This window comes from Pigmentiphaga aceris, from assembly GCF_008119665.1.
Taxonomy (GTDB): Bacteria; Pseudomonadota; Gammaproteobacteria; order Burkholderiales; family Burkholderiaceae_B; genus Pigmentiphaga; species Pigmentiphaga aceris.
This window is the reverse complement of record NZ_CP043046.1, coordinates 5,756,962-5,774,616: the sequence shown is the minus strand read 5'-3', so window position 1 is coordinate 5,774,616 and position 17,655 is coordinate 5,756,962. Positions and strand designations below refer to the sequence as shown.

16 protein-coding genes are annotated in these 17,655 nt (G+C 61.8%); 11 read left to right on the top strand and 5 right to left on the bottom strand.

The features are described from left to right. Positions 1-97 precede the first annotated feature (97 nt). Both dapA and FXN63_RS24830 read left to right on the top strand, forming a co-directional pair. A complete protein-coding gene (gene dapA / locus FXN63_RS24835) occupies positions 98-994 on the top strand; it encodes a 4-hydroxy-tetrahydrodipicolinate synthase (protein WP_148818183.1) in 897 nt (298 codons plus the stop codon). 99 nt (positions 995-1,093) lie between these two features. Beyond that, positions 1,094-2,254 carry an alpha-hydroxy acid oxidase gene (locus FXN63_RS24830; protein ID WP_148818182.1) on the top strand — a complete coding sequence of 387 codons (1,161 nt, stop codon included), beginning with the start codon at positions 1,094-1,096 and terminating at the stop codon, positions 2,252-2,254. Between the two features lie 59 nt (positions 2,255-2,313). Here FXN63_RS24830 and FXN63_RS24825 read toward each other — a convergent pair whose 3' ends face one another. Beyond that, positions 2,314-3,129, bottom strand: coding sequence for an IclR family transcriptional regulator (locus FXN63_RS24825; protein ID WP_222864114.1), 816 nt, complete (start codon positions 3,127-3,129; stop codon positions 2,314-2,316). A 293-nt stretch (positions 3,130-3,422) separates the two neighbouring features. Here FXN63_RS24825 and FXN63_RS24820 point away from each other — a divergent pair, with 293 nt between their 5' ends. Both FXN63_RS24820 and FXN63_RS24815 read left to right on the top strand, forming a co-directional pair. Beyond that, positions 3,423-4,568 carry a YncE family protein gene (locus FXN63_RS24820; protein WP_148818180.1) on the top strand — a complete coding sequence of 382 codons (1,146 nt, stop codon included), beginning with the start codon at positions 3,423-3,425 and terminating at the stop codon, positions 4,566-4,568. Between the two features lie 217 nt (positions 4,569-4,785). After that, a complete protein-coding gene (locus tag FXN63_RS24815; protein WP_148818179.1) occupies positions 4,786-6,291 on the top strand; it encodes a Fic family protein in 1,506 nt (501 codons plus the stop codon). 200 nt (positions 6,292-6,491) lie between these two features. Here the strand turns inward: FXN63_RS24815 and lysA are convergent, their stop codons facing one another. Together lysA and lptM are read right to left on the bottom strand one after the other, a co-directional pair. Next, positions 6,492-7,784, bottom strand: a complete 1,293-nt coding sequence (gene lysA, locus FXN63_RS24810) for a diaminopimelate decarboxylase (protein ID WP_148818178.1) — start codon at positions 7,782-7,784, stop codon at positions 6,492-6,494. Next, on the bottom strand, positions 7,784-7,972 hold the full coding sequence (gene lptM, locus FXN63_RS26930) for an LPS translocon maturation chaperone LptM (RefSeq protein WP_148818177.1): 189 nt from the start codon (positions 7,970-7,972) through the stop codon (positions 7,784-7,786). Before lptM ends, lysA begins: the two co-directional genes overlap by 1 nt. Before the next feature lie 30 nt (positions 7,973-8,002). Between lptM and cyaY the strand changes: the two genes are divergently transcribed. After that, positions 8,003-8,338: an iron donor protein CyaY gene (cyaY, locus tag FXN63_RS24800; protein WP_148818176.1), complete on the top strand. Its 336-nt coding sequence runs from the start codon at positions 8,003-8,005 to the stop codon at positions 8,336-8,338. 72 nt (positions 8,339-8,410) lie between these two features. On the opposite strand, the gene FXN63_RS24795 is transcribed toward cyaY, so the two are convergent. Further along, the gene (locus FXN63_RS24795; protein WP_148818175.1) at positions 8,411-10,798 is read right to left on the bottom strand and encodes a penicillin-binding protein 1A; all 2,388 of its coding nucleotides are present in this window, start codon (positions 10,796-10,798) and stop codon (positions 8,411-8,413) included. Between the two features lie 344 nt (positions 10,799-11,142). Here FXN63_RS24795 and FXN63_RS24790 point away from each other — a divergent pair, with 344 nt between their 5' ends. The 3 genes from FXN63_RS24790 (at position 11,143) to FXN63_RS24780 (ending at position 14,464) form a co-directional block, all read left to right on the top strand. After that, positions 11,143-11,685, top strand: coding sequence for a shikimate kinase (locus FXN63_RS24790; RefSeq protein WP_246165296.1), 543 nt, complete (start codon positions 11,143-11,145; stop codon positions 11,683-11,685). Further along, on the top strand, positions 11,682-12,806 hold the full coding sequence (gene aroB / locus FXN63_RS24785; RefSeq protein WP_148818173.1) for a 3-dehydroquinate synthase: 1,125 nt from the start codon (positions 11,682-11,684) through the stop codon (positions 12,804-12,806). Before FXN63_RS24790 ends, aroB begins: the two co-directional genes overlap by 4 nt. Positions 12,807-13,306: 500 nt before the next feature. Next, positions 13,307-14,464 carry a deoxyguanosinetriphosphate triphosphohydrolase gene (locus FXN63_RS24780; protein WP_148819805.1) on the top strand — a complete coding sequence of 386 codons (1,158 nt, stop codon included), beginning with the start codon at positions 13,307-13,309 and terminating at the stop codon, positions 14,462-14,464. Between the two features lie 119 nt (positions 14,465-14,583). On the opposite strand, the gene FXN63_RS24775 is transcribed toward FXN63_RS24780, so the two are convergent. Next, complete coding sequence (locus FXN63_RS24775; protein ID WP_148818172.1) at positions 14,584-15,585, bottom strand: aldo/keto reductase; 1,002 nt, start codon at positions 15,583-15,585, stop codon at positions 14,584-14,586. A gap of 191 nt (positions 15,586-15,776) precedes the next feature. On the opposite strand from FXN63_RS24775, the gene FXN63_RS24770 reads away from it, so the two are divergent. The 3 genes from FXN63_RS24770 to FXN63_RS24760 all read left to right on the top strand — a co-directional run bounded on the left by FXN63_RS24770 (position 15,777) and on the right by FXN63_RS24760 (position 17,639). After that, positions 15,777-16,442: a YcxB family protein gene (locus tag FXN63_RS24770; protein WP_148818171.1), complete on the top strand. Its 666-nt coding sequence runs from the start codon at positions 15,777-15,779 to the stop codon at positions 16,440-16,442. A gap of 79 nt (positions 16,443-16,521) precedes the next feature. Continuing rightward, the gene (locus FXN63_RS24765) at positions 16,522-17,205 is read left to right on the top strand and encodes a YcxB family protein (RefSeq protein ID WP_148818170.1); all 684 of its coding nucleotides are present in this window, start codon (positions 16,522-16,524) and stop codon (positions 17,203-17,205) included. Then, on the top strand, positions 17,205-17,639 hold the full coding sequence (locus FXN63_RS24760) for a ribosomal maturation YjgA family protein (protein ID WP_148818169.1): 435 nt from the start codon (positions 17,205-17,207) through the stop codon (positions 17,637-17,639). Before FXN63_RS24765 ends, FXN63_RS24760 begins: the two co-directional genes overlap by 1 nt. The last annotated feature ends 16 nt before the right edge of the window (positions 17,640-17,655 follow it).

The following is a 17,655-nucleotide window of genomic DNA, read 5'->3' as shown; positions in this document are numbered from 1 at the left end:
TTGCCACGCCCGAGGGTGCGCCATGCCGTGATCGACCCCTGAAGCATTGCCTTCGCACCACCGCACGAAACCCTGACATCACCCCCAAGGATTTTCCATGGATGCAAGCCGTCTGCGCGGAGTTCTTCCCGCCATTCCCACGCCCGTCAACGCCGACGACACGATCAATGTCGCGGCCACCGAGGCGCTGATTGCCTACCTGCTCAAGCAGGGTGTCGATGGCATCGTGCCCTTGGGCGGCACGGGTGAATATGGGTCCTTGTCGCGTGCCGAGCGCGTGAAGATGGCAGCCGCTTGCGTGAAGGCAGTCGATGGCAAAGTGCCGGTGATTCCAGGTGTGCTGGACCCCGGATTCCACGACGCCATGCAAGCCGGCCAGGCCTTTGCCGACGTGGGTGTGGATGCGCTGATGGTGCTCACGCCCTACTACACCAACCCCACGCAGCAAGGGGTGCGCGACTACTTCCTGCGTTATGCCGATTCGTCGCCGCTGCCGATCCTGATCTACGAAATTCCGTACCGCACGCGGGTGGCGATCAACCCCGCCTTGCTGCACGAATTGTCGCGCCACGAGAACATCATCGGCATGAAGGCGTGCAACACCGACATGTACCACTTTCTGCAGGTGATGGCGGGTGTGGACGATTCGTTCGCGGTCCTGAGCGGCGAAGATTCGCTGTTCCCGCTGCACCTGGCGGCCGGCGCACGCGGCGGCATCGTGGTCACGGCCAGCCTGCTGCCGAGAGCCTGGCGCAATATCTACGATCTGGCGGTCGCCGGCCGCACGGTCGATGCATTGGCTGCGCACCGTGCGCTGATCCCGCTGATGAACCTGGCCTTCTCGGAAACCAATCCGGGGCCGATGAAGTCGGTGATGGACATGATCGGTGTGGACGCGCCGCGCATGCTGGCACCGCTGGTGCAGGCGGCGCCGGAACTGGAAGCCAAGCTGCGGGTGGAATTGCAGAAGCAACTGGCGATCTCGGAAGTCTAGGCTGACGAGCACCGCCAGGATGGAAATGCCCCCACGTTCATTATGTTCATCGCCCCTTGAAAACGGGCGTCGGCCCCTTGGGGCGAACAGGCCACGCTGATGCTTCCTGCCATCAAAGACTATCGCGCGCTGGCGCGCCGCCGCCTGCCGCGTTTTGCGTTTGACTACCTGGACGGCGGCGCGGAAGACGGGCGCGGCCTGGCGCGCAATCTGGCCGCCTACGAACAACTGTTGTTCAACCCGCGCATTTTGCGTGACGTAAGCACCGTCGATGCCACCGTCAGCCTGTTCGGTCAGGTGCAAAGCATGCCCGCCGTGGTGGGGCCCACCGGCCTGAACGGGCTGTATTGGCCACAGGCCGAAGAAACCTTGGCGCGGGCAGCGCATGCGGCGGGGCTGCCGTTTGCCATGTCCACGGCGTCTACGTCCTTGCTGGAAGATGTGCGCGCCGCGACCGCGGGCGATCTGTGGTTGCAGCTGTATGTGCAGCAGGACCGCCGCATTGCCGAAGACATGATGCGGCGTGCCCAGGCGCTGGGGTTTTCCACCTTGATGCTGACGGTGGACACCATGGTGCATGGCAAGCGCGACCATGATGTCCGCAACCGCTTCAAGATGCCGCTGCGCATCACGCCACGTTTGGTGATGGATGTGGCCACGCACCCACGCTGGTGCGTGCGCATGCTGCGCCAGGGCGGTTCGCCTCAGCTGGTGAACCTGGCGCACAGTGCAGACGTGCCCGTCAGCATGCAGGCGCAGGCTGCGCTGATGAGCCGCCAGATGGACATGTCGCTCGACTGGAATGCCATTGCCTGGATGCGTTCGCACTGGCGTGGTCCGGTGCTGATCAAGGGGGTGCTGTCGGTGGCGGATTCGCAGTTGGCGCTGCGTTACGGAGCCGATGGGGTGGTCCTGTCCAACCACGGTGGCCGGCAACTGGAAAGCGCGCCCAGTCCCCTGGAAGTGCTGCCGGCCGTGGTGGATGCGGTGGGCGACAAGCTCGACATCCTGGTCGACGGCGGTATTCGCCGTGGCGATGACATTGCCAAGGCGCGCGCGCTGGGTGCCAAGGCCGTGCTGCTGGGGCGTGCGCCCTTGTTCGGTTTGGCGGCGACCGGCCCCCAGGGCGTGGCCGACGTGCTGCAGATCCTGCGCGAGGAATTCGAGACAGCCTTGCGCCTGCTGGGCGTGCCCGCTGCCAGACAGTTGGGCGAATCCGCGCTGTCAGAAGATTACCGGCAGCGGTTGGCGCGCTTGTAAAGTCAGCGCCTCTCAGGCGGTGACTGTGGCGCGGCTGGTCACGGCGAATCGGTGCCCGATCAGAAGAACGAGGCCGTCGCGATCTTCGCCTGTGAAATCCGGGTAGCCGCCACCTGCACATGAGGCACCAATTCGGCTTCCGCGCTCTCCGGCGTCCAGCGAGTGGTGGGCACCGACACATTGATCGCGGCGATCGCCATGCCATGCTGATCGGTGATCGGCGCGGCCACACAGATATCGCCCAGCACGGTCTCGTTCACGCACATCGCGTAGCCTTTCTCGGCCGCGACATTGATTCGGCGCAGCAAGGCTTCGGGTGATGTCACGGTGTACGGCGTGACCGGTGTCAGATCGGTAGCCGCCAGAATTTCGTGGCGGCGCGCTTCGGGCAGCCCGGAAAGAATCACCGTGCCCGATGCCGTGAACAGCGCAGGCAGCCGGCTGCCGACCACGATGTTGATGTTCACCATGTGACGCCCCGGAAAGCGCGCCGTGAACACCACTTCGTTGCCGTCGAGTTCCTGCAGGTTGGAAGTCTCACCCAGCGTCCGGCTGACATCCAGCAGATACGGCGAGGCTTTGTCGATCAACTCGTTGGCACAGATGTAGTTGTACGAGAACTGCAGCACCTTCGGCGTCAGGCCGTAGTTGCGCGTGCCCCGGATGCGTCGCAGATAACCCAGCGTTTCCAGCGTGTAGACGACACGCTGCGTGGCGCTGCGATCCAGACCCGCTGCACGCGCGATATCGGCCAAGGTCATGTGACGCTGTGGACCATCGAAGGCTTGCAGAACCTGGAAGGTCTTTTCTGCGGAGCCGATGAACAGCGATGAACGTTCCGCAGCCGCAGGTTTGTCGCGCTCCGTCTCGTGCATGGCTGGCTCGGTCGGTTCGGATGCGATATCGGGCATGAGTGCTTGTAAGGGGAAGTTGATGACGACAGTCCCGGTCCGGTTGCTGACGCACAGGGTGCGCCGCAGGCCATGATCGGCAGGCCGTGCCCTCTATCTTAAAGTGCCCGGCGATCCGAACCTGTAAATCGCGCAAATAGTGAATTCTGCACGCACGCCCACCGCATCCGGCACTTCGTTTCGAAGTGCGACTGATTTTCATTCGTGAATCGGTTATCTTCGTCGTCTTGTTCATTCCCCCCGACAGGCTGCACCCGATGATTCACTGGAAAACCCCGCTTACCGCCATCGCACTTGCCATTGCACTGGGCGCTTGCTCTCAGGTGCCGCCCAAGCAAGCCAGCGACACGGCGCTGACCGCGCCGGTTGCTGCGCAGGTTCAGCGTCAGACGCTGGCACAAGGCCTGTACGAACTGGCCTACAGCCCGCGCCTGAACGCCGTGTTCGTGGCGTCGTCGGGTGGTTTCGGCGCGACCGCTGACGCCTCCAAGGTCTTGCGCCTGAATCCGCAAACCCTGGCAGTGGAAGGTGAAATCCCGCTGGCACGCAAGGGCTTTGGCGTGGCATTGGATGATGCCGCAGGCCGCCTTTACGTTGGCAATACCGTGGACACCTCGGTCACGGTCGTTGATCTGAACGCCAACAAGGTCATCGGTGTGGTCCAGTTGCAGCAAAAGACCAAGGGTGCCGACGGCAAGGAACGCTACACGCATGATCTGCGTGAACTGGTGGTCGATCAGGCCAACCAGCGTCTGTACGTCACCGGCCATTCCGGCGACGGCAGCGTGATGTTCGTGGTGAACACCCGCACCCTGGCCGTCGAGAAGACGATTGAAGGCCTGGGCCGTGCCAAGGCCCCGGGCCTGGTGCTGGACGCCGCTGGCGGCCGTCTGTTCACGTCCAATCTGCTGGGCGAAGTGGTGACCATCGACACGCGCACGCTGCAGGTTGCCAAGCGCGTGAACACCGGCATCGAACAACCGATGAACTTGGTGTTCGATCCGGCGACCAACCGTATTTTCGTGACCGACCAGGGCGCGGCCAACATCCGCAGCTATCAGGAAAAGTCGATCCCGGGCTTCAAGTCGACCAACCCGGGTAGCCGTGTCGTGGTGCTGGACGCCACCAGCGGCAAGCAACTGGCCGAAATGCCTGCCGATGGCGGCCCGATCGGCGTGGTGCTGGACAAGAGCCGTCAGCGTCTGTTCATTGCCAACCGCAGCGGCGGCACGGTGCAGATCTTCGACAGCAAGACCTACCAGTCACTGCAAAGCGTCAGCCTGCCGACCCACCCGAACAGCCTGGCGCTGGACGAGAAGAATGGCGTGGTCTACACCTCGGTGAAGATCGGCGAGAAGGACCCGAAGGGCAGCCAGGAAAGCATCGCGCGCGTGAAGTACTAAGCCGCAGAGCTTGAAGCGCCCACGGGCGCTGGCAGATTAAAAGGGCCGAGTCCGGTGTTGCACCGGCCTCGGCCCTTTTATTTGGATTCGTTCTTTCGATATGCAATGTGTCTCGGCGCACCAGATCGTTTGATGAATATGGATTTTCGATTATTTATTGAAAATCAGGCGATTTGTAATAGGATTTCGATTCCTCTAAACGGATTTCGATAATTTCATGACATCGCTTGGGTACGCCCGTCTGATCGAGCAGCTTTCACTGGCGGTCACGCCGTTGAACAGACCGTCCTCGACCAGTACTGCGGTGAATCGCCGCGTCGACTCGGTTGATCGCGTCCTGTTTCCCCAGAGCGTGGCGATCGATGATTCCGTACTTGGTCATTTGGAGTTCGCCCTTCGCCACGAGGGAGTGAACCTGGAAGTGATCGACGCACTTTTCAATGTGTGGGAGTACCCCGGAGCACTCGAGGTTCGATTTAGACAAACGCCGAACAGCGTTCCGATTCGCCGGGCATGCCACTTGTGGGAATGGCTGACCGGGCGTCCGCTTTCTGTCGGTGACGTCACGGTTGCCGGTGCCTATGTTGATTTGTTCTCCGCTGACGAGTATGTCACTGCTGACAGACCCATCAACGACAAGCGGTTTCGTATCCGCAACAACGCCCTGGGAACGGCCGATTTTTCCCCAGTAGTTCGTCGCGAAGCACTTGCCACTGCACCTTCGCTTGCAGAATTGCTTGAACGCGCGCGCGCAACGCTGGCGTCTGTCACCGATCCAGTCTTGTACGAGCGAGCGCTAAGCTATCTGTACCTCTCCGAAACGCGAAGTAGTTTTGCTATCGAGAAAGAGAGCCCCAGCTCGGACAAGCAAGAGCGATTCGTACAGTTGCTGCGCCGAGCGGGCGAGACGCAGCAGGTCAGCGAGGACTGGCTGGTGAGCCTTCAGAACGCGGTGGTACGTGATGTGTTCAGCCACGAGGCGTCATATCGAACACGGCAAAACTGGCTGGAGAACGCCGACCGGATCACCTTCTTTCCCGTACCCCAGGAGGATCTCGCCCGCGCCATGCAAGGGTGGGAAGCATTCAACAACCGCAGTCGATGTGCCGATGTGCTCGTCAAGATGGCAATTTCGGCTTTTGGTTTTGTCTACCTGCACCCATTCCTTGATGGAAATGGTCGGCTGCATCGCTTCCTCATCCACCATGTGCTGACTCACTCTGGGCTGCTACCGCCAAGTGTCGTGGTGCCTGTGTCGGCAGTGATCCAAAAGCACATTGCAGACTATCTTGGGGTATTGGAAGGCTTCTCAAAGCCCGTCACGCGATTGTGGAACTATGTGCGCGCAGATACCGAGCCACTCGTGTTGGCACATCCTGGTAGCGGTGCCTACCGATTTTTCGACGCCAGTCGTGAGGTCGCTTTTCTTCATCGGATGGTCCAGCTTGCCGTCGAGGACGAGATTCCGCGCGAGCTCGCATGGCTGAGTGGTTACGACAGAGCATTTGAGCTTCTGAACAACGAGTTCGACTTGCCACGCAGCGACCTGTCCGCGTTGATCCGAATGGCCCAATCTCAGCAGGGAAGATTATCGATCAACCGGCGCAAGCAGTACGCTCACTTACCCGAAAATGTATTTGCCCGAATTGAGCAGGTGGTGACGGAGGCGTTCAGCCTGAGCCACCCTGAAGACATCACGCCATCGGACAACAGCAATTCCTGATGTTCTTCTTTGAGAAACCCCAGATTTCTGAGAGAAATTAACGAAATACGATGGCGGTGAACGTTTTTCGATGAATGGCTCGCCGCGCCAGGACGTACGCAATGAAAAACACCCCAACAGTCGGAACGGGCGTTCGACGGTTGGGGGGCATTCACAGATGTCGCCAAAGTAATTGGCAAGCGGTCAGTGGCCAAGCCCGTTCAGGGAAGGACCGACTCACTCGCAAACAACTCATCCACCGTCTCACGCGGGCGGATCACATAGGCCTTGTCGCCATCGACCATGACTTCGGCTGCACGCGGGCGCGTGTTGTAGTTGCTGGCCATCACCATGCCGTAGGCACCGGCCGATTCCAGTGCCAGCAGGTCACCTTCGCGCAGGGCGATGCGACGGTCGCGGGCCAGCCAGTCACCGCTTTCGCAGATCGGGCCGACCACGTCCCACTTGCGTGAGGCTTCATCGCGCGGGCTGACGGGCAGCACGCCGTGATACGCGTCATACAGCGTGGGGCGGATCAGGTCGTTCATGGCCGCATCGACAATCGCGAAGTTCTTCACTTCGGTCGTCTTCAGATATTCGACACGGGTCACCAGGATGCCTGCGTTGCCGGCCAGCGAGCGGCCCGGCTCGAACACCACCTTGCGGTCGCCGTAGCCGCGTGCCTCGATGCGTTCGAACAGCGCATCGATCAGCGTTGCGGCCGGGACCGTGGTTTCCTTGTCGTAACGGATGCCCAGGCCACCGCCCAGATCCAGGTGTTCCAGATGGATGTTGGCAGCTTTCAGTTCGTCGGCCAGGTCGAGCAGCTTGTCGAGCGCGTCCAGGAAGGGCGACAGTTCCGTGATCTGCGAACCGATGTGGTAATCCACCCCGACCACGCGGATACCGGGCAGCGCAGCCGCCGTGCGGTAGGCCGCTACGGCCTGATCGATGGCGATGCCGAACTTGTTTTCTTTCAGCCCGGTGGAAATGTACGGGTGCGTGCCGGGATCGACGTCGGGGTTGACGCGCAGCGACACGGGCGCGCGTTGGCCCATTTCGTGGGCGACTTCCGACAGGCGCAACAGTTCGGGCAGCGATTCGACGTTGAAGCACATCACGCCGGCTTCCAGGCCCGCGCGCATCTCGGCAGCGGTCTTGCCGACGCCCGAGAACACGACCTTGGCCGGATCGCCGCCAGCCGCCAGCACGCGGCGCAATTCACCGGCCGACACGATGTCGAAACCCGAGCCCATGCGTGCGAATTCCTTCAGCACGGCCAGGTTCGAGTTGGCCTTCATGCCATAACAGACCAGCACGTTGCGGGTGCCGATGGCGCTGCGATAGGCCTCGTAGGCGGCACGCAATGCGGCGCGCGAATACACGTACAGCGGCGAACCAAGCTGCTCGACCAGTCCGGTGATCGCGACGTCTTCGGCGTACAGGGTTCCGTTGCGATAAGCGAAGTGGGGAGCGCCGACGGGCGTGGGGAATGCGATGGAAGCAGAGGTCATCACGAAGAACTTGAGGATTTGGAGGGCGGCTTTTGCCCAGGGAAGAACAAGGGGCCTTTCTGGCCGCAGCCTGCCAGCAGTCCGAGGACAAGCAGCGCAGCACCCAGGCGGGTGGCTACAATGCCCTGATGACTGCCGGCACCCGGGCGCCGGAGCGTGGTGGATCGCACCGCGTGTGAAAGCTTCATGCCCAGATCCGCACAAATAAAAGTGAAATTATGAACGAAAGCGAATTTCTTGCCGTGGCTGTCGCGGTATTGGACGCCATCGAGGTCCAGGTCGACCGTTGGTACGACGAACAGGACATCGATATCGAGGGTGAGCGTAACGGCAATGTGCTGACGCTGAGCTTCGAAGACCGTTCACAGGTGGTGATCAACACCCAGGCTCCGATGCAGGAGATCTGGGTGGCATCCCGCAGCGGTGGTTTCCACTACCGCTTGCAGGAAGACGGCAGCTGGTTCGACTCCCGCAACAACAAGGAGCTGGCCGATGCGCTGTCGGAAATCATTTCCGAGCAGGCCAATACCGGCTTGCGTGTCAGCCTGAGCTGATACCTGACGCTGATGCCCGACTGAAGAAAACCCGGCGGCAGCTGTCTGGCTGCCACCGGGTCTGCGCCGGTTTTACGGAGTCACCTGACCCGAGGTGCCCCAGGGACGGTTGGAACCCGCAGGCGGGAAGTCCTGACTTGGTGGCAGCGCCTGGCGATTGCCACTCGTATTGCCCCAGCTGTCGATCAGGTTGCTGAGCGGGTCTTCGGCCGGCTTTGGCACACCGATCGATGCAATCGCCTGACCCGGCGGGAATTCGTCGAAGTAGTAATCACCATTGACGAACTTCAGACCCGGAGGCGGCTTCTGCTCGCGTTCCGGCACGCCCTTCAATGCCTTCTGCATGTAGTCCAGCCAGATCGGCATGGCTGCGCCACCGCCGGTTTCGCGTGAACCCAGCGACTTGGGCTGGTCATAGCCCATCCATGCAATCCCCACCAGTGCCGGCGTGTAGCCCGCGAACCAGGCGTCAACCGAGTCATTGGTGGTGCCGGTCTTGCCACCCACGTCGTTGCGCTTCAGGCTCATCGCGCGATTGGCCGTGCCGGTACGCACGTTGTTGCGCAACATGGTGTCAGCCACGAAGGCAGTGCGGGCGTCGATGGCACGCACTGACTCGTCGCCAGCCTTGGGCGGACGGGCTTGCATCAGCACCCGACCCGAGCTGTCGGTGACCTTGTCGATCAGGAAGGGCGTGACGCGATAACCACCATTGGCGAACACCGAGTAAGCGCCTGCTTCTTGCAACAGCGTGACTTGGCCTGCACCCAGCGCCATGGTCAGGTAGGCCGGATGACGGGCCGGGTCAAAGCCGAATCGACCTACGAAATCTTGGGCGTACTTCGGGCCGATGGCCTGCAGGATGCGGATCGACACCATGTTCTTGGACTTGGCCAGCGCCGACTTCATGGTCAGCGGCTCGCCGTAGTCACCGCCGTAGTTCTTCGGCTCCCAGCGCTGCGAACCGGTCTGCGAGGCTTCCAGCACGAAGGGCGAGTCGGAAATCACGGTCGATGGGGTCAGGCCCTTTTCCAGCGATGCCGCATAGATGAAAGGCTTGAAGCTGGAACCCGGCTGGCGCCAGGCTTGCGTCACGCGATTGAACTTGCCGCGGCTGAAGTCGAAGCCGCCGACCATCGCCTTGATGGCACCGTCGGTGGGGTCGGTCGACACGAACGCGGCCTGTACTGCCGGTGCCTGCAGGATTTCCCAGCCGGTCTTGCCGTTGTTCAGCAGGCGCACGATGGCGCCACGGCGAATCTTCTTCGCAGGCTGGGCCTTGTCGGTCAGCGAAGCGGCCGCAAACTTCAGGCCGCTGCCAGTGATTTCGATGATGTCGTTGGAACTGCGCGCAGCAACCACTTTCTTGCTGTCGGCCGACAGCACCACGGCCGCGACCAGGTTGTCGTTGTCCGGATGATCGTTCAGGGCGTCGTCGATGAACTCGTTGAATTTCTCCGGGTTCTTTTCCAGGCCGTCGGGCAGGTCTACAAACGCGTCGGGACCGCGATAACCGTGGCGACGTTCGTAGTCCAGAATGCCTTCGCGCACCGATGCGTAAGCCGCATCCTGGTGGTCTTTCAGCACGGTGGTGTAGACATTCAGGCCGCGCGAGTAAGTCTCTTCCTTGTAGATGTCGTAGACCAGCTGGCGGGCCAGTTCGGCCACGTACTCGGCGTGCACCGCGAATTCGCCGCCCAGCGGCTTGTTCTTCACGACTTCGGCGGCGGCCACGCGATATTCGTCGGCCGTCAGGTAGCCGAGGTTGTTCATGCGCTGCAAGATGTATTGCTGGCGCAGCTTGGCGCGGGTGGGATTGACCACCGGGTTGTAACGCGAGGGTGCCTTCGGAATACCTGCCAGCATGGCGGCTTCTGCGGTCGAGATTTCAGACAGCGGCTTGCCGAAGTAGATGCGCGCGGCAGAGGCGAAACCGTATGAACGCTGACCCAGATAGATCTGGTTGATGTACAGCTCCAGGATCTGGTCTTTGGTCAAGCTGGCTTCGATCTTGAAGGTCAGCAGGATTTCATACAGCTTGCGGGTATAGGTTTTCTCCGACGACAGGTAGAAGTTCCGCGCCACCTGCATCGTGATCGTGCTGGCCCCCTGGCTCTTTTCCAGGTTCACCAAGTTGGTGAGTGCTGCGCGCGTGACACCCGCCCAGTCGATACCACCGTGCTGATAGAAGCGATCGTCTTCCGCCGACAGAATGGCCGACTTGAGCACGTCAGGCACTTCGTTGATGCGGACCACATTGCGGCGCTCTTCGCCAAATTCGCCGATCAGGACGTTATCTGCGGTGAAAACGCGCAACGGCACCTTGGGGTGGTAGTTGGTCAGCGCATCCAGATCAGGCAGGTTCGGGTAGGCCAGCGCAAGCGCAAGCCCCACCAGCAAAACACCGCAGGCGGCCAAACCGGCAAAAATACCGGCTAGCTTAAGGAAAAATCGAAGCATGGAGAAAGCGGGCTCTCGAGAAAGGGCGTCGAGGCAATGTACGCCGTCGGCCGGACCGATGAAGGATTGCAAGGGGTCCAGGGCGCCATTGTCGGCAGACTAACTCCCTGATTATAAGGAGTGACGGGAACTTGGACCTGAAATGCCGATTTGGGTTCTGTAACGAATTGAGCCGGCAGCATTCCTTACTTGTAACGTGCCCATCACCACAGGCTTTGCCCGCTAGGGGGCGCTTGCTGGATAATGGAGCGGTGATGCATCCATCCAACGAAACTCTCTCGCTCTTCCCGGACGAGCCGGTCCCGCAACCGGCCGGTCCCGTCACGCCCATTTATCTGGTGGGCATGATGGGGGCGGGCAAGACCACCATTGGTCGCGGCCTGGCGCGCGCGCTCGGCCGCGAGTTCGTCGACGTCGACCAATTGATCGAAGATCGCTGTGGCGTGCGCGTGCCGGTGATCTTTGAGCTTGAAGGTGAGGCCGGGTTCCGCCAACGCGAATCCTGCATCATCGACGAGTACACCCGCCGACCCATGCTGGTGCTTGCCACCGGTGGCGGCGCGGTGTTGTCGGAGACCAATCGTCGCATGCTGGCTGAACGCGGGTTGGTGATCTACCTGCGCGCCCGTGCCGACGATCTGTATCAACGCACCAAGGCCGACCGCAATCGCCCCCTGCTGCAGACCGCCGATCCGCTCGGGCGGATCCGCGAACTGCTGGCCCTGCGCGAACCGATGTACGAATCGGTTGCAGACGTGGTGGTCGACACCGGCAAGATGTCGATTGCCCGCCTGGTGCAAAAAATCCTGCCCATGCTCGACGCTTGTGGCAAAACCGTGCCATCGTCGCCCTTATTGCCCCCGTGGCAAAAACAGGACTGCTCATGACTATCGTTGACGTCAACACGCCCGGCGGGCGTTATCCCATTCACATCGCTGCCGGTCGTCTGGACAAGATCGCCGAGTCGATTCCCGCAGATGCCACCAGCATTGTTGTGGTGACCAACCCGGTCGTGGCGGGTTTGTATGGTGAACGGGTAGAACGCTCGCTCGCGGCCACTGGCAAGCGCGTGCTGCGTGTCGAATTGCCCGATGGTGAGCAGTACAAGACCTGGGAAACGCTGAACTTGATCTTCGATGCCTTGCTGGGCAATCGTTGTGACCGTCGTTGCGTGCTGGTGGCGCTGGGCGGCGGGGTGATCGGTGACGTGACCGGGTTTGCGGCAGCGGTGTACATGCGCGGTGTGCGCTTTGTGCAGGTGCCCACCACCTTGCTGGCGCAGGTCGACTCATCCGTGGGCGGCAAAACGGCGGTGAACCATCCGCTGGGCAAGAATATGGTGGGCGCGTTCCACCAGCCCATCGCCGTGGAAGTCGATACCGATGTGCTGAAGACGCTGCCGGCGCGCGAAATATCTGCGGGCTTGGCCGAGGTCATCAAATACGGTGCCATTCTCGATACCGAATTCTTTGCCTGGTGCGAGCGCAATGCGCCCGCACTGCGCGCGCTGGACCCGGAAGCCGTCACCTACGCCATTGCCCGATCCTGCGAGATCAAGGCCGATGTAGTGTCGCAGGACGAGCGTGAAACCACCGGCCTGCGTGCCTTGCTGAACCTGGGTCATACCTTCGGCCACGCGATTGAATCCGGCCTTGGTTACGGTGCCTGGTTGCATGGCGAAGCCGTCGGATGCGGCATGGTGCAGGCTGCCGAGCTGTCGGCCGATGTGGCCGGTTTGCCGCTTGCCGATGCCCAGCGCATTCGTGCCCTGGTGGAAGCCATTGGCTGCCCCACCGTGGCCCCGGACCTGGGTGCCGACCGCTGGCTCGATCTGATGCAGGTCGACAAGAAGACCGAAGGCGGCGAGCTGCGCTTCGTGCTGATGCCCAGCCTGGGCGCGGCGAAGATGCGCACTGCGCCCGAAGACGCGGTGCGCGCGGTGATTGCCCGCACCGTGCGGATTGAAGACAGCACGGCGTTGCCGGCTGTTGTGACCGAGGTGGCGTGATGGCCGGGCCGCGTTTGCCGCCGCGTGTCGAGCCGACGATCGCGCCGCTGGAGAACGCGCCGATCTTCCCCGATCACCCGCATTACAGTGGTCACCCCGAAGTCCCTGGGGAACCGACCATTGCACCGCCGGTCCCACCGGTGAACCGGCCGCAAGGTCCGGCCGTGTTGACGGATCGCCTGTCGGAGTCGATGAATACGCGCCCGACGGGATCGCCGCCCATGCATGCCCCTGCGCGTGCATCGGCGCACACACCTGCACAGGCACCTGTTCATTCACCTGCGCAGCCGCCCGCGCGATCGTCATCACCGTCGGCACCGTCGTTTCCCGCGCAAGCGTTTCCTGCGCAGCCAAACGAACGCCCCGCGTATCGGGCACCTGAGACATCGTCCGGGTCGCCTGCAGATTCCGCTCCCGGCCTGTCATCGTATGGACGTCCGCGTGCCAGTCAGCCCGCGCCTTCCGCTGCTCGTCCGTCCTCATTCATGCCCGAGGCACCGATGACAGTTTCCGTCGCGCCATCGTCGGGCCGGGACGCGCCGTATGCGGCCGACCCGCTGGCCAGCCGGGGGCGCCGGCATGCGGAACCGGGTCCGCAGGGGCGTAGCCATTTCCAGCGTGACCGCGACCGCATCATTCACGCCAACGCGTTTCGTCGGCTGGAATACAAGACCCAGGTCTTCATCAATCATGAAGGTGACCTGTTCCGCACGCGGCTGACGCATACCTTGGAAGTCGCGCAGATTGCACGTTCCGTGGCGCGCACCTTGCGCCTGAACGAAGACCTGGCCGAAGCCATTTCGCTTGCGCACGACCTGGGGCACACGCCGTTCGGGCACGCGGGCCAGGACGAATTGCACGCCTGCATGCGCGATCACGCGCCGGATGCGGGCGGCTTCGAGCACAACTTCCAAAGCCTGCGCATCGTTGACGAGCTGGAAGAGCGTTATGCCGCCTTCGACGGCTTGAACCTGTGTTTCGAGACCCGTGAGGGCATCCTCAAACACTGCTCGCTGGAACGTGCTCGCACGCTGGGGGATGTCGGCGAACGCTTCATCAACCGCACCCAGCCTTCGCTGGAAGCGCAGCTGGCGAACCTGTCAGACGAGATTGCCTACAACAATCACGACATCGACGACGGGCTGCGATCTGGCTTGATCACCTTGGCGCAGATGCGCGACGTGCCGTTCTTCGCGCGTCATCATGCCGAAGTGCTGCGCTTGTACCCGCAGGTGACGGAGCGTCGCGCCATCACCGAGACTATCCGTCGCATGATCAACACCTTGATCGTGGACCTGACTCACACCACGGCTGCCCGCATCTCTGTCTACGGACCGCGCTCGATTGACGAGGTGCGCAGTTCACCGCCACTGGTTGCATTCAGCGATGGTGTGCGTGCCGAGGCGGACGAGTTGAAGGTATTCCTGCGCGACAAGCTGTATCGGCACTATCAGGTCACGCGCGTGATGAACAAGGCCAAGCGTGTGGTGCGGGAATTGTTCCAGGCCTTCCTGGACGAACCCCGCCTGTTGCCGCCGCAATATCAGCGCAACGACGACAACACGCAGGCACGTGCGATTGCCGACTACATCGCCGGCATGACCGATCGCTACGCGATCCGCGAACACCGGAAACTGTTCCTGGTGGGCGAAGACTGAGGTTGACAGCCCGGGCTTGGTTCCCCATGCCCGGGTTTTCGATTCAGACCTTGATCTTCACTTAGACCTTCAGGCCCTCAGACCCTCAGACCTTCAGACCTTGATCTTCACTTAGACCCTCAGACCGGCCGTCCAAAGAACGGATAGCTCGGGTCGTTGAAACCCGGTGTCGACGGGTGGCCGGGCGTCACCCAGCTGTCCATCAATGCCTCGTCTTCCGGCGTGATCTGCACGTCCAGTGCGGCGTAATAGTCTTCCATTTGCGCCAGTGTGCGCGGCCCGGCAATCACCGATGTCACGATCGGGTTGGCCAGCACCCAGGCCGTGGCGAAATGGCCGGGCTGTATCCCACGCGACTTGGCGTGTTCGGCCAGGTCGGCTGCGATCTTCAGTGACTCTTCGCGGAACTCGGTTGCCATCATGCGCGGGTCACCGCGTCCGGCCCGGGTGTCGGCAGCTGGTGCCTGGCCAGGGGCGTATTTGCCAGTCAGCACACCACGCGCAATCGGGCTGTACGGGACCACACCCAGACCATACGCTTTGCAGGCCGGCAGAATTTCCACTTCCGGGCCGCGATTCAGCAGGTTGTAGTAGGGCTGGCAGACCACCGGTTGCGGCACGTTCAACTGTTTGCACAGGTGCACCACTTCGGCAATGCGCCAGCCCCGGAAATTGGACAGCCCGAAGCTGCGGATCTTGCCCGCGCTGATCAGATCTCCCAGCGTGCGAACGGCTTCTTCCAGGTTTTCTTCGTGGAAATCGCGGTGCAAGTACAGGATGTCCAAGTAGTCGGTTTCCAGTCGCTGCAAGCTGCCTTCCACGCCTTGCACCAACCAGCGTCGTGAGTAGTGCGACTGGTTCGGATTGCTGCTGAAGGCGTTGCCGATCTTGCTGGCCAGCACCCAATCGTGACGCTGCCCGCGCAGCACTTCGCCCACCATGGTTTCCGATGCGCCCTTGGTATAGACGTCAGCGGTGTCGATGAAATTCAGGCCGTGCTCGCGGGCCGACGCAACGATGTTCGCGGCCTCATCGATGGCGGTCCGGTCGCCGAACATCATGGTGCCAAGACACAGGCGGGAGACACGCAGGTTGCTGGTGCCAAGTCGGCGGGTGGTCATGAAGCGAACTCCTTGGAACAAGGGGGTGGTCACTGAGGTAGGGACGGTCTTAGACAAAAAACGCAAAAACGCAGAACGCAAAAGCTTACGCCAGACCCACCGGGAAAAACGCAAGCACTCGCTACATCACTGGAGAATTGCACCCCGTTTTTATACGCTTCGCGGTCTCGAACAAGCGATTGGGGGGCAGCATGGAAAGCACGCAGGAAGCGGGGCTCGTGCATCCGGCACATCAGCTGGGCAAGGTCGCCTACACGCTGAACGTACCGGCCTTGTCGTTTGACGATTATGTGCGGATGCAGCGTCTGCTGCTCAGGCCCGATCTGAAATCCGCTTCCTGCATAGCGCGCAAACGCTCTGGGCGAATCTGGAACTGGAAGACGTGGATCCTGGTGGTCATCGGTGGCTCGCTGGGTTGGGCGGCCGGGGCCTATGACTTGTCGGCTGAACTCTGGATCGGTGTCGAAGACAGTGACGCTGGCTGGCTGTTCGGGGGGCTGAGCGTGATCTTGCTGGCACTTGGGCTGATGCTGCTCAGCGTATTTTTCGGCGTGTTCTACCTGAGCCAGACGCAACGCCTGCTGTTGGGTGACATCCATGCTGCGGGGGGCGGACTGTTCGGTGCGCACCAATTGCAATTCGGCGATGGCGGCATCTTGCTGCACAACGCGTCGCGCAGCTCGATCGTGCCGTGGTCGGTCATTACCGAAATCGTCGCCGACAAAGGCGTGACGTTCATCATTGCCGACCGCATCAGCGCGTATTGGCTGCCCGAATCCTTGCTGGCTGCGATGCCGGATCGGGATGATTTCATGCGTTATCTGGAACAACAGAGCGGCTTGTACAGGCTCCAGTGAGCGGCCTCGCCACATCGGTGGCGAATGGCACGCCTGTCTTTCTACCCTTGGTTATGTGGCAACCAGCAGTGAGCCGACGATGGACGAGAACGTGACGCAGCACCTTGGCATGACGCTGGAGACGCAGATCGGTGTGGTCGATTACCGGCTGCAGATCCCGGCGCTGTCGTTCGCATCCTATATGCGCATGCAGCGCGTGTTGCTGCGGCAACCCGGCACGCGCACGCGGAAGCGGATCGGCTGGGCATCGCTGGGGTCGCTTGCCTTCTGGCTGACGGCTGGGGCGATGCTTGGTGCGATCATTGGCGTGCTCACCGCTGTCCATGAGCTGTCGGGCGGGATGTGGATTGCGTCGGAGACCCTGGACCGAGGTTTGGAGATGGGCGGGCGCGGCATGCTGGTGCTGGCGTTTCTGCTGATGGTGGTGACGGCTGTTTGCGGCATGCTGTGTCTGACCCGCGCGCAGCGCGCCATGCTTGTCAGGGTGCATGCCGCTGCTGGGGACTTGTACGGTGCGCACACACTTGCCATCGGCGAACGTGGCTTGGTGATGCACAACGCTTCCCGTGTGCTGTTCGTGCCTTGGTCGTCGGTTACGCAGGTGGCGAAGGATCAGGACGGCATCTTCATCGTTGCCGATCACATCAGCGCATTCTGGGTGACGGAACGCGTGCTGGCTGCCTTGCCCGACCGCGCAGCGTTTACGGCATGTCTGACGTGCCACATGGCGGCCCATCCTCGTACTGATCGGAGGCCTGCCTGATGTCGCGAACCCTGGGGCCTGCCAGTCCGCCCGATCAAGCGCGTATCGCTTGGCGGTTTGATCTCGCGTCCTTCATCTGGGCGGTGGTCTTGTTTGTGTTGCTGGCGCTGCTTGCCACCGTGGGTGCACGCCTTGGCCTGCTGCGCAGTTTTTTTGGCGACGTGCTGGCGGTGATCTGGGTGTACGCGGGCTTCAAGGCCTTCATTCGGGCCAGGAACTGGTGGCTGGCTTGCGCAGCCTGGATGATCGGGCTGCTGGTGGAGCTTGTCCAATATCTGTCGACGGTGTTCCACGTGCGCATCGAGAACCCGATCGTTCGTGTTGTGCTGGGCAGCACGCCCGACTGGTGGGATGTGCTGGCTTACACGCTGGGGTTTGTGGCGGTGCTGGTAATCGACGCCTGGTGGACAGGCAGGCGTCGCGGACGTGCATGACCCTGCACACTGACCG

Coding starts and splice junctions, on each gene's coding strand:
- FXN63_RS24820 (WP_148818180.1), top strand. CDS start 3,423: ATGATTCACTGGAAAACCCCGCTTACCGCCATCGCACTTGCCATTGCA.
- FXN63_RS24815 (WP_148818179.1), top strand. CDS start 4,786: ATGACATCGCTTGGGTACGCCCGTCTGATCGAGCAGCTTTCACTGGCG.
- FXN63_RS24775 (WP_148818172.1), bottom strand. CDS start 15,585: ATGACCACCCGCCGACTTGGCACCAGCAACCTGCGTGTCTCCCGCCTG.
- dapA (WP_148818183.1), top strand. CDS start 98: ATGGATGCAAGCCGTCTGCGCGGAGTTCTTCCCGCCATTCCCACGCCC.
- lysA (WP_148818178.1), bottom strand. CDS start 7,784: ATGACCTCTGCTTCCATCGCATTCCCCACGCCCGTCGGCGCTCCCCAC.
- FXN63_RS24780 (WP_148819805.1), top strand. CDS start 13,307: ATGACAGTTTCCGTCGCGCCATCGTCGGGCCGGGACGCGCCGTATGCG.
- FXN63_RS24765 (WP_148818170.1), top strand. CDS start 16,522: ATGGACGAGAACGTGACGCAGCACCTTGGCATGACGCTGGAGACGCAG.
- cyaY (WP_148818176.1), top strand. CDS start 8,003: ATGAACGAAAGCGAATTTCTTGCCGTGGCTGTCGCGGTATTGGACGCC.
- FXN63_RS24790 (WP_246165296.1), top strand. CDS start 11,143: ATGATGGGGGCGGGCAAGACCACCATTGGTCGCGGCCTGGCGCGCGCG.
- FXN63_RS24770 (WP_148818171.1), top strand. CDS start 15,777: ATGGAAAGCACGCAGGAAGCGGGGCTCGTGCATCCGGCACATCAGCTG.
- lptM (WP_148818177.1), bottom strand. CDS start 7,972: ATGAAGCTTTCACACGCGGTGCGATCCACCACGCTCCGGCGCCCGGGT.
- FXN63_RS24830 (WP_148818182.1), top strand. CDS start 1,094: ATGCTTCCTGCCATCAAAGACTATCGCGCGCTGGCGCGCCGCCGCCTG.
- FXN63_RS24825 (WP_222864114.1), bottom strand. CDS start 3,129: ATGCACGAGACGGAGCGCGACAAACCTGCGGCTGCGGAACGTTCATCG.
- aroB (WP_148818173.1), top strand. CDS start 11,682: ATGACTATCGTTGACGTCAACACGCCCGGCGGGCGTTATCCCATTCAC.
- FXN63_RS24795 (WP_148818175.1), bottom strand. CDS start 10,798: ATGCTTCGATTTTTCCTTAAGCTAGCCGGTATTTTTGCCGGTTTGGCC.
- FXN63_RS24760 (WP_148818169.1), top strand. CDS start 17,205: ATGTCGCGAACCCTGGGGCCTGCCAGTCCGCCCGATCAAGCGCGTATC.